This window comes from Variovorax sp. 01T439_2, assembly GCF_056398445.1.
This window is the reverse complement of sequence record NZ_JBFTPJ010000176.1, coordinates 1-10,573: the sequence shown is the minus strand read 5'-3', so window position 1 is coordinate 10,573 and position 10,573 is coordinate 1. Positions and strand designations below refer to the sequence as shown.

Genomic DNA, 10,573 nt, shown 5'->3' with positions numbered 1-10,573 from the left:
GTGCCGGGGTCGGGCTGGCACCGGGATGCAGGGCCGCGGGCACGGGCGCCGGCCGCGCAGGCAATGGCACTGGCGCAGCGGGCACGCGCAGGCCGCACCAGATGGACAGCCGGCGCGCGGGCGGCAGCCCGGCCAGCGCGCCGCGTACGCGCAGCTCGAGCTGCAGCACGTCGCTCTCCAGCAGGCCGGCGCGAGGCGCGCGCAGCCCGTAGCGGTCGCGATAGATGCGGCCCGGCTCCCATCGGCTGGTCGGCCACATCCAGTCGCAGGGCTCATGGTCCATGCCTTCGCCCCACGCGGGCATGCGGGTGCTGCGCAGCGGGACCGCGCGGAACTGGATGCGCAGGTCGGCCGTTACGGGCGCGTCGGCGGTCCAGAAAGACTCCACCCACAGCATGCGCCGCCCGACGAGCTGGCGCGGCGCGCAACGCACGCCCACCAGGCGCAGCGGCCCGGCCTGGAGAGGCGGCACCCATGCGTCGGGCGGCACCGCATCGGCCATCCATTCGGGCCGGGGCGCGAGGAGCGGCCTGATGGCGCGAGGCGCGCGCGCGGCGGGCGCTGCGGCGGCGAGGGCGGGCCGCCGCTCGGGTGGCGACAGCCTCACCGCGCACCGGCCTCCCGCCACCGGCACCATTTCGGTCCCCAGTGCGCGGCATTGCTCGGCGAAGCGCGCACTCGCGGCCTCGGCCGGCGCGCCCGTGTGCTGCCGCGAGAAACCGAAGCCCACGCCAATGGGCGTGAACACCACCTCTTCGACACCGCGCACACTCAGCGCCAGCGAGAACACACCGGAATCCGCGAGGTCGTTGCGGATGGACTCGAACAGCAGGTCGCCCGCATCGTGCAGGATCGGCCGGCCGCGGTAGATCTCGATGCCCTGCAGCACATGGGCCGAGCTGCCGAGAATTGCGTCGGCACCGGCATCGACGATGGCATGGCCGACGTCGATTTCGGCCTGCGAAGGCGCGGTTTCGAGGTTTGCGCCCCAGTGCACGGCCACCAGCACCACATCGGCCTCGGCACGCGCGGCGGCAATGCGCGGCGCAAGCGTGGCAGTCCAGGCGGCGGGATCGCCGAGCGGCAGCCAGGCGGCACCCGGAGCATCGGCCGTTGCCGCGAAGCGCGGCTGCGTGGCGTCGAGCGAGAACAGCGCCACGCGCACGCCGCCGGCCCGGCCGATGGCCGGCCGCAGCGCCTCATCCAGGTTGCGCCCGGTGCCCGCGTGCGCAATGCCGGCGGCATCCAGCAGCGCCTGCTGCTCCATCAGCGCGGCGGCTCCGTAGTCGCCGCTGTGGTTGTTGGCGGTGGCGACCATGCCGATGCCCGCTTCGGCCAGCACCGCGAGCATCTCGGGCCGGGCGCGGTAGTAGTAGGGGCTGCTCTCATCCTTCTCGACGCCCTGTTCGCCGGTGGTGGCGACCACGCATTCGAGGTTGGCGATGCGCAGGTCCGCCTCGCGAAGTGCAGCGATGCCGCCAAGCATCTCCTGCGGGCCGCCGAGCTCTGCCAGGCGGTAGTGCAGCCGGCGGCCGAGGTTCACGTCGCCGCCCCAGACCGCGACGGGCGCGCGGCCGATCTCCGCCGGCACCGGCGCAGAAGTGGCTTCGGGAATTCCGCACGCAGCCGGGAGTCCCGATGCTTCGCGGTGCTTCAACAGCCGGTGGTAAGCCACGTAGCCCGAGAGATAGTGCTCCACGTCGTCGATGCGCACGCGGAAGCTGTGGTGCTTGATGAAGAACGAACCGGCGATGCGGTCCGGGTTGCGGAAGAACATCGCGAGCTCGGGCCAGAAGTAGCCGTTGGCCAGGTAGCGCGCGCGGTGCTCGAGCGCGCGGTCGAACTTGGCGCGGTCGAAGCCTTCGAGCAGCGGGCGCAGCGCGGGGTCGGCGGCCAGGCGCTCCACCATCTCGCGCGCGGCCATCATGAGCTCGAGCAGGGTCGGAAAGGTGGTGATGCGCTCCAGCACGAAGTCCAGGTAGTCGGCCACGTTGCGCAGGCCAAACTGGTAGTAGCGCGTCTCGGGCCGAACGCGCGTGAGCTCGTTGACGCAGTAGCTCAGCCAGTGGTCGTGCGCGCGCCAGTGCTCCGCGGCAATGAAATGCTCGAAGGCCTTCTCGACGACCGCGAGCCAGCGCTCGTCGCGCGTGAGGCCGTACAGGCGCATCAGGCCGAAGGCGGCTTCGCCGTCGTAGTAGATGACGCGGAATGCGTCTTTCACTTCGAGCGACGGGTAGTTGAGCACGTGCACGAAGCGCCCGCTGGCCGGGTCCTGCATGGCCTGGATGCCGAGCGCGAGCTGCTCCATCAGCGGCAGGTATTGCGGATCGCCCGTGAGCTCCGTGTACTTGACGAGCGCCAGCAGGCACACCGCGTTGCCGCCGAGCTTGATCTCATCGCCGACGTCCAGCAGGTAGGCCGCGCGCGTGCCGCCCGGCAGCTCGGCCTGGCGGATCAGCCGCTTCGTCAAGAGCGACAGCGAGCGGTCGATGGCCGCCTTCTGGCTGTCGCTGCGGATCAGCTCCCAGGCCTCGAGCAGCGCATAGGTGGAGCTCGCGTGGCGCAGCGTGTTGTAGGTGGGAATCGCGCGGTCGAAGCACGGGAACCAGCCGTAGTGGAACTCGCCCGTGGGCTTGACCTGCGCCGCAAGATAGTCGCTCGCGCTGTCCACGAGGCTGCGCACCTGGCCGGCGCCCCACTCGGGCACGGTGCCGTTGTAGATGACGGCGCTGCCGTTGATCTCCGGCGCGAGCAGCGCCACCTCGAACTTCGCGTCGAAGGACACGCCATGGTTGAAGTAGTTGCGCCTGGTGCCCGCCAGGCGGGCCTTCAGCGCGCCCCAGCTCATGGGCTCGACCTGGTCGACCAGTTCCACGCGCACATGGCGCGGCTGCATGCCGACGCGCTGTGCGAGCGCAACTGCTGCATCGCGGGCCTGTTGCCAGGCCTGCTCGGCGCTTGCGGCGCGCCCGGCAACCACGCGCGCGCGGCTCGTGCCGTCGCCCATGGCAATCAGTACCACGCAGCCGGCCTCGGGCGTGGCGGCGGCTCCGGGCAGCGTGCCGTCCGGGGCGGCCAGGATCTGCCTGGCGCGGTTCAACAGATCCATGGAAAGAGTCGGTTCTTGGGTCATGCAGGCGCGAATGATGACAGGCCGCGCGCGCCCGCTGCAAATTCGGCGGCCTCCCCGCGCGCCGCTCAGGTCCAGGTTTCGAGCACTGCGCTGCGCACCGCCTCGACGGCGCTCGCATGCCGGCCTTCGGCCGCGAGCCAGCAAAGCCAGGTGCGCGAGCGCCAGCCGTTCCAGATCGCGAGCTCGCCGTTGCGCTGGCCCTGCTCGGCCTGGTCGAGCCGCAGCAGGCCGGCGCCCATGCCGCTCGCGACCATGCTGCGCACCGCGCTCTCGCTGTCGGCCGTGCGCCCTTGCCGGTAGTCGCGGCCGGCGCCCGCGAAGAGCTTCTCGAGGTGCGTGCGCAGGATGCACGAGGGCGGCGTTCCCACCCACGGCAGGCGGGTGAGCTCGTCGAGCGTGAGGCCGGGGTGGGCCTCGGAAACCGGCAGCGGCAGCGTCACGACCAGCTCGACCGGCACCAGGCGCAGCAGCTCCATGCCTTCGACCTGCTCGCTGTCGCTGAGCGCGTAGGCGCAGTCGAGCTCGCCGCGCTGCACCGCCGCCAGCGTCTCGAACGACAGGCCCTGCCGCAGCTGCAGCGTGACCTGCGGGTGGCGCTCGGCGAGCTTGACCAGCACCTCGCCGAGCCTGAGCGCCACCGGGTCGACCACAGTGCCGAAGCGCACCACGCCCTGCGCCGCGCCGCGCAGCTGCTCGGCGGCCGAGCGCATGCGCATGGCCGAGGCCAGCGTGCGCTCGGCCTCCTCGAGCAGGCTGCGGCCGGCCTGCGTGGGCACCATGCCGCGCGGCGTGCGCTCGAACAGCTTCACGCCCAGTTCGTCCTCCAGCGCCTTGAGTTGGGCGCTGACGGCCGGTGCGCTGGTGAACACGCGCTCGGCCGCGCGGGTGAGGCTGCCCTCCTTCGCAATGGCGACGAAAGTCTTCAGTTGATAGAGCTCCATGGCGCAAATTGTGAGCGCTGGCGCGGCCTGCGTGCGTTCGTTTTTTCGGAGCGCCCGGTCCAAAGAAGCGAATGGCCGCGCGGCGTGCAAAAGCCGAAGCTTGGCGCCATCGATTCCATGCAACGAGGCCCGCACATCATGTCCACCGCCAACCCACGCCCGCTCGGCATTGCCGCGCTGCTGCTCGCCACCTCCGGATGGGGTGCCATGTTCCTTGTCGGCAAGGACGTCCTGCACCACGTCGAACCCATGTGGCTCACGCTGATCCGCTACAGCATGTCGGCCCTGCTGTTCGCCGCGCTGCTGCTGCCGCGCGGCGCGGTGCCCTGGCGCAAGCTCCGCCTGCATGCGGTGCCGCTGGCATTGCGGGGCGCCGCGGGCTTCGGCGTCTTCAGCGTGATGCTGTTCGTCGGGCTCGCGCACTCGGTGCCTTCGCACGGCGCGGTGATCGTGGCCACCACGCCCATGACCACGCAGCTGGTGCGCTGGGCCTTCGATGGCGTGCGGCCCGCGCGGCTGGCGCTGCTGGCAACGGCGCTGGCGCTCGCGGGCGTTGCCATGGTGTCGGGCCTGCTCTTCGGCGGCGCCTCGTCGGCCGGCTCGACGCTCTTCGGCGACGCGGTGGCTTTTGCCGGCACGCTGGGCTGGATCTGGTACACGCGCGGCGCGGCGCGCTTTCCCGCGCTCGACGTCGTCGAGTATTCGGCGCTCACGGTGCTGGCTTCGTGGCCGCTGCTGCTGGCGGGCGCGCTGCTCGCCACGGCCTTCGGCGCGAGCCACGCACCCAGTGCCGAGGGCCTGCGCCTGACGTGGCACGCGCTGCTGTTCGTGGGCTTGGTGCCCTCCGCCATCTCCGTGCTGGCCTTCAACTATGGCGTTCGCACGTTGGGCGCTGTCACCGGCACGGCCTTCCTGAATTTCGTTCCGGTGTCGGCGCTGTTGATGGGCGTTGCGCTGGGCAAGCTGCCCTCGGCCCACGAGCTGGCCGGCATGGCGATGGTGGTCGGCGGACTGCTGCTGCATACGGCCGCGAGCCGCAGGGCGGCAGCCGCACCCGCAGCGCGCGCCGCGGGCGGCAACAGCACTGCGGGCTACCGCGCCTGCGGCGCCAGCGCGCGATAGAAGTAGGTGGTGTCGCACGGCGCGCCGCCCGGCAGCAGCGCATAGCCCGGAATCACGCCGACGCGGGTCCAGCCGAGCCGGGCATAGAGCCGCTCGGCCTCGGCGCTGGAGGTGTCGAGCACGAGCAGGGTCTTTCGGTGTTCGAGCGCGAGCTGCTCGGCGGCCTGCATCAGCAGCGCGCCGATGCCCTGGCGCCGGGCGCGCCGGTGCACGAGCATCTTCGAGACCTCGGCGCGGTGCGGCTGGTTCTCGGGCTGCGCGAGCACCAGTTGCACGGTGCCGACGATGCCTTGCGCGTCTTCGGCCACCAGCAGCGCGCGCTCGCCGCTTGCCACGCCTTCGGCCACGCGCTGCCAGAAGGCCTGGGCGCGCTCGGGCGTGAGCGGCAGCATGAAGCTGACCGAGGCACCGCCTTCGACGCAGTCGACGAGCACGTCGGCCAGTTGCCGGACATGGGCGTCGCCGACGCTGGAGAGAAGGCGGATGCGTGGCGCGGAGTTTGTTGCCGCAGGTTGGGTCATGTCATCTCCAGGAAGAGGGCGAGGTGGCGATCACGACGGCATAGCGCGCGATCTTCCGCGTGGGGTTGTAGTAGCTGGTGGGACGGTCGAGCACCAGCGCCAGGCAGTCGCCCGCGCCGAGCCGGTGGCGCTCGTCGCCGAGCGTGACYTCGATGCTTCCTTCGAGCACCCACACCTGCTGGTGGACCTGCGGTTCCCGCGCGCCGGTTTCGTAGGCCACGCGCGCCTTGGGCGGAAAAAGAATCTCGACGATGTGGATCGGCGATGCGGAGCCGCCGGGCGACACGTTGCGGCGCACATAGCCCGAATGCGGATCGCGCCATTGCAGCTGGTCGGCCAGCCGGGACACCGGCCCCGACGCAGGCACCGGCGCCTCGAACAGCGACGCCAGCGGAACGCCGAGGCCGGTCGCAAGTTTCTCGAGCAGCACCGCCGTCGGGCTGCTTTCGCCGCGTTCTATGAGCGAGATCATCGAGCGGCTGACGCCGCAATGCGCCGCCAGCGCCTCGAGCGAAAGGCCGCGGTCGGCGCGCAGGTCCCGCACGCGCTGCGCGATGCGGTCGTTGAGGCTGGGCGGCTGAGTTTCCATGATGCCGGATGAATATCCAACATCATGGAATAGAAGTCAAGGCGAGTTATCGACCGGCGGGAGCGTCCTGCCCGTCCTTCGGCCTCGACGACGGCTCCCAAGAATCAGGCGTGGTCGCGACCAGCTCCTTGAGGTTGGACCAGGGCTTTGCGCCCGGCACGGTGGTGCCGCCCGTGATCGCCACCTTCGCGAAGGCGACCATCCGCTCGCGCAGGTATTGCCTGTCGCTCTCGGGCCAGGTCTCGATGGAATGGGGCGCGCGGGCCACCACGATTTCGCGCGCACCGCGAATGCGGTCGTAGGCGGCGATGGTGCCTTCGAGTGTTTCGGCGCGGTCCCACAGGCCCTTGCCGAAGAAGGCGGCCGGCCACTTGTGCATGCCCGCGAGCGGCGCCGAGTTCGGATAGAAAAGGATGTGGTGGTCCGCCGCCATGCCGCCAAGGAACAGGTTGCGATCGGCCAGGTCGGGCGATGCGGGCAGGTAGCCCGCGCCGCTCGCAAAGGAAGACAACAGAATGGCGCCCTTGATGTTCGAAAGCCCCTTGGGCGGCTGGCATTCGGGCACCGGCATGTCGTAGCTGCACGCGCCCGAAAAGTTCTTGGCCATGGCCCATGCGGTCGACATCGAGCCGCGCGAATAGCCGCCAAGCAGGATCGGAATGCGCGTCGACTTCATGCCGCCCAGCAGCTTGCCGGCCGCCTCCTTGCCTTCGAGCACGCGGCCGTCGGGCGTGAGCAGCCGCAGGCCGTCGCCGCTGTCGAACTGCGCGAGCACGCGAAACACGTCCTCGCCCTGCTCCAGCGTGTGGGTGTCGCTGAATCCGCCGGAGATGCCCTCGCCGCGCCGGTCGTAGGCCAGCACGTCGAAGCCCGCCTGGTTGAGCGCATCGAGGTTCTCGCGCCACCAGCGCTGGCCCATGGTCTCGGTGGTGGCGTTCGGGAACTTGACGTCGACCGCGCGGCCCGTGGCCGGGTCGATGCGGTAGGGCTTTTCGTCGGGGTGCTGGATCGCGGTGAGCTGCCCGCCGCCGCCCGGCGCCATGACGACCAGCGCGCGCATCCTGCCGCCCTTGCCATCGTCGACGCCGCGGCCTTCGATGTACCAGCCGCGCAGCTTGACCGGATCGGCCATCTGCAGGTCGATGCGCTCGAAGCTGTCGCGCGGCACGGTGAACTCGACCACGAAGGTGCCGGCATCGGCGCGCGCAATCGCCTCGGCATAGGGCGCCTTGGCGAAGAAGGCCGGACGCCGGATCTGCCGCAGGTCGACGGGCCCTTCCGGATCGATCCTGCCGGAAGGATCGACCACGCCGGTCGAGCGCGTCGCGCGCGCCTTGTTCGGCGGCAGCCAGCGCTGCATCTGCGCATCGATGCGCGCAAAGCAGGCGGCATCGGCCTTGCAGGCGCGCCAGCGCTCCTTCAGCCGCGCATCTGTGAATTCGTCGACGTAGTAGTCGCTGTCCGCATAGCCCGCTGGCGGGCGGTAGGCATTGACGCCGAACGGCACGCAGGCGGTGCGGCCATCGGACTGCGGCAGCCGGTAGCCGGGCAGTTCGTGGTTGCGGTCGACGCCGACCCAGGCGCGGCAATCGGTGGGCGGCGGTGCCGCCCTTGCGCTCCTGGATGAAACAGCACCGCCATGCGAAGAGCAGCCGCCGATGGCCAGGGCCGCCGCGAGCACCGCAGCTGCGGCCGAGCCGATGCGAAAGAACGTGCGCATGTTCTCGTCTCCTTTCGATCCGCGCCATGCGCGGTTTCATCGCTACAACAGCATGAAAGCCGCGGCGGCCACCAGCGTGGGCCCGAGCGCACCCAGCAGCAGTCCGCCGGCGCCGATGGTCTCGTCGGAGAAGCCGCGCTTGAGCAGCGCGACGCCCGCGGGATTGGGCGCGTTGGCAATCACCGTCAGGCCGCCGCCGGCCACCGCGCCGGCCACGAGCATGTACTTCGATTCGTCCGAGATGTTGGTGATCAGCGAACCCAGGTAGGTGAGCGCCGCGTTGTCGGTGATGGCCGTGAGGCCCAGTGCGCCGAAGAACAAGGCGAGCGGCTGCAGGCTCGATACGACCGGCTCCAGCCACCACTGCTGCATGCCGCCGAGCACCACCAGCCCCGCCAGGAAGAAGCCGACGAGCAGTGCCTCCTTGATGATGAGCGGACTCTGGTGGCGCTCGTAGGCTTGCGTGTAGCCGAGAAACATCAGGAAGAGCCCGAGGAACGCCACCGGATGATGTGCGAACAGCACGATACCGGCCAGCAGCACGAGGTGCACCAGCGCCACGGCGGGCGGCACGGGCGCTTCGGAGAGCGCCGCGTGCGCGCTCGAAGCCGCGGGCAGGTGCTTGCGCAATACGAAAGTGGCCACGGTGGCGTTGACGAGCACGGCCACGGCGGCCTTCCAGCCGAAGGTGGCAAGCATGAAGGCGCTGTCCCATTGCCAGGTCGAGGCCACCATCAGCACCGGCGGCGCGGCGTACGACGTGAGCGTGCCGCCGATCGACACGTTGACGAACAGCACGCCCAGCGCGAGGTACTTCACGGCTTCGGGCACCTGCGGCCTGAAGATCTGCGGCGCGAGCATCAGCGCCGCAATGGTCATGGCCGCGGGCTCGGTGACGAGCGAGCCCAGCAGCGGAACGGCCGCCAGGCCGAGCCATGCCGCCGCAACGGGCGTGGGCAGCGGCAGCACCCGCGCGACAAGGCTCACGCCCGACATGACGGTGCGCAGCACGGGCCGCGAGGCGGCCACCACCATCACGACGAAGACGAACAGGGGCTCGGTGTAGTTGCGCGACTCCGCATAGCCGAGTGCCGGCCCGCCGCCAACGACCAGGGCCATCGCAAGCACAAGCACGATGGCCCAGAAGCCGAAGACGACTTCCACCTCGCCCAGCAGGTGAAAGAGGCCGGCATGGCGGGGAAAGCGGTGCGACAGCCGCTCGAACTGCTTGGCGGCGAAGGTGTGGACGAGCGCGACGGCGAAGATCGCTGCGGCAAGGTACTGGATGGTGGGCTCTTGCATGGGACGGATGGCGTGGTTGATCCGCGTGGCGGCCCGACCATCGCATGAACCTGCGGCGCCGCCAACAAGAAGCAAGCGGCCCCGCACCCAGCCCCAGTTTAACGGGGCCCGCCGGCTAGGGCTGCTGCAGGCGCTGCAGCAGCTCCGCGCTCGGGTAGCCGTCCGCGGGCAGGCCCACGCTGCGCTGGTAGCGGCGCAGCCCTTCGCGCGTGGCGGGGCCCATGACGCCGTCGGCCGCGCCAGTGGCAAAGCCGCGCCGGGTGAGCGCGGCCTGCAGTTCGGCGATCTGGCTGCGCGAGAGCGCCGTCAGGTTCCTCGGCCATGGCGCCTGCACGTCGGGGCCGCCGCCCAGGCGCTGCGCGAGCAGGCCCACGGCGAGCGCGTAGTTGGTCGAGTTGTTGTAGCRCAGCACGGCGCGAAAGTTCGGCCCGACCAGGAAGGCCGGCCCCTGCGCGCCCGCGGGCAGCAGCACCGAGCCATCGGCAAATTCCGGCAGCGGCTGGCCGTCCATGCTCGTGATTCCCTCGGCCGCCCACTGCGCGCTCGGCTGGCGCACGGCCATGTCGGCGCGGCCGTAGTCGAAGCCCGCGGGCAACTTGATCTCCACGCCCCACGGCATGCCGGCCTGCCAGCCCGAGCGCGAGAGAAAGTTGGCCGTCGAGGCCACCACGTCGGGCATGCTGCCCCAGATGTCGCGGCGCCCGTCGCCGTCGGCATCCACCGCGTAGGCCAGGAAGTTCGACGGCAGGAATTGCGTCTGGCCCATGGCGCCCGCCCAGGAGCCGATCATGCGGTCGCGCGCGATGTCGCCGCTGTCGAGGATCTTCAGTGCCGCGAGCAGCTCGCGGCGCGCCCAGTCTTCGCGCCGGCCCTCGAAGCCGAGCGTGGCCAGCGCGTCGATGACCGGGGTGCTACCGTAGTTGCCGCCGTAGTTGCTTTCCATGCCCCAGATGGCGACGACGACGGTGGCCGGCACGCCATAGCGCGCGGCGGCCGCATCGGCTTCGGCGCGCACCTGCTGCAGCTTGTCCTGGCCCGTGGCAATGCGCTGGGGCGAGACGGTGTTGTCGAGATAGTCCCAGACCGTGCGTGTGAACTCGGGCTGGGCGCGGTCCAGCTCGATCACGCGCGGAAGAAACTGCACCTGGTCGAAGGCGCTTTGCAAGGTGGCTTCGCGGATGCCGGATGCGCGTGCGGTGGCGCGGAAGTCTGCCACCCATTTGGCGAAGCGCTGCTGCTCGAGCG

The 10,573-nt window shown here is 70.6% G+C and carries 8 protein-coding genes; 1 reads left to right on the top strand and 7 read right to left on the bottom strand.

Annotation, left to right across the window (positions count from 1 at the left end):
• A partial coding sequence (locus AC1DOC_RS10905) for a CapA family protein (RefSeq protein WP_478129789.1) occupies window positions 1-3,109 on the bottom strand: 3,109 nt, incomplete at its 3' end.
• An 89-nt stretch (window positions 3,110-3,198) separates the two neighbouring features.
• Window positions 3,199-4,074 carry a LysR family transcriptional regulator gene (locus AC1DOC_RS10900; RefSeq protein WP_012746185.1) on the bottom strand — a complete coding sequence of 292 codons (876 nt, stop codon included), beginning with the start codon at window positions 4,072-4,074 and terminating at the stop codon, window positions 3,199-3,201.
• Window positions 4,075-4,212: 138 nt separating this feature from the next.
• On the opposite strand from AC1DOC_RS10900, the gene AC1DOC_RS10895 reads away from it, so the two are divergent.
• Window positions 4,213-5,196 carry a DMT family transporter gene (locus tag AC1DOC_RS10895; RefSeq protein WP_028254129.1) on the top strand — a complete coding sequence of 328 codons (984 nt, stop codon included), beginning with the start codon at window positions 4,213-4,215 and terminating at the stop codon, window positions 5,194-5,196.
• Here the strand turns inward: AC1DOC_RS10895 and AC1DOC_RS10890 are convergent.
• From AC1DOC_RS10890 to AC1DOC_RS10870, 5 genes are all read right to left on the bottom strand, one after another.
• Window positions 5,166-5,717 (bottom strand): GNAT family N-acetyltransferase, encoded by a 552-nt coding sequence (locus AC1DOC_RS10890; protein WP_028254130.1) that lies wholly within the window; start codon window positions 5,715-5,717, stop codon window positions 5,166-5,168. The two genes, AC1DOC_RS10895 and AC1DOC_RS10890, sit on opposite strands and share 31 nt — an antisense overlap.
• A 1-nt stretch (window position 5,718) precedes the next feature.
• Window positions 5,719-6,306 carry a helix-turn-helix domain-containing protein gene (locus tag AC1DOC_RS10885; protein WP_028254131.1) on the bottom strand — a complete coding sequence of 196 codons (588 nt, stop codon included), beginning with the start codon at window positions 6,304-6,306 and terminating at the stop codon, window positions 5,719-5,721.
• A gap of 46 nt (window positions 6,307-6,352) precedes the next feature.
• Window positions 6,353-8,026 carry an alpha/beta fold hydrolase gene (locus AC1DOC_RS10880; protein WP_012746181.1) on the bottom strand — a complete coding sequence of 558 codons (1,674 nt, stop codon included), beginning with the start codon at window positions 8,024-8,026 and terminating at the stop codon, window positions 6,353-6,355.
• A gap of 42 nt (window positions 8,027-8,068) precedes the next feature.
• A complete protein-coding gene (locus AC1DOC_RS10875; RefSeq protein ID WP_012746180.1) occupies window positions 8,069-9,328 on the bottom strand; it encodes a putative Na+/H+ antiporter in 1,260 nt (419 codons plus the stop codon).
• A gap of 115 nt (window positions 9,329-9,443) precedes the next feature.
• Window positions 9,444-10,573 (bottom strand): lytic murein transglycosylase (locus AC1DOC_RS10870; protein ID WP_478129788.1); only part of this gene is annotated, 1,130 nt, incomplete at its 5' end.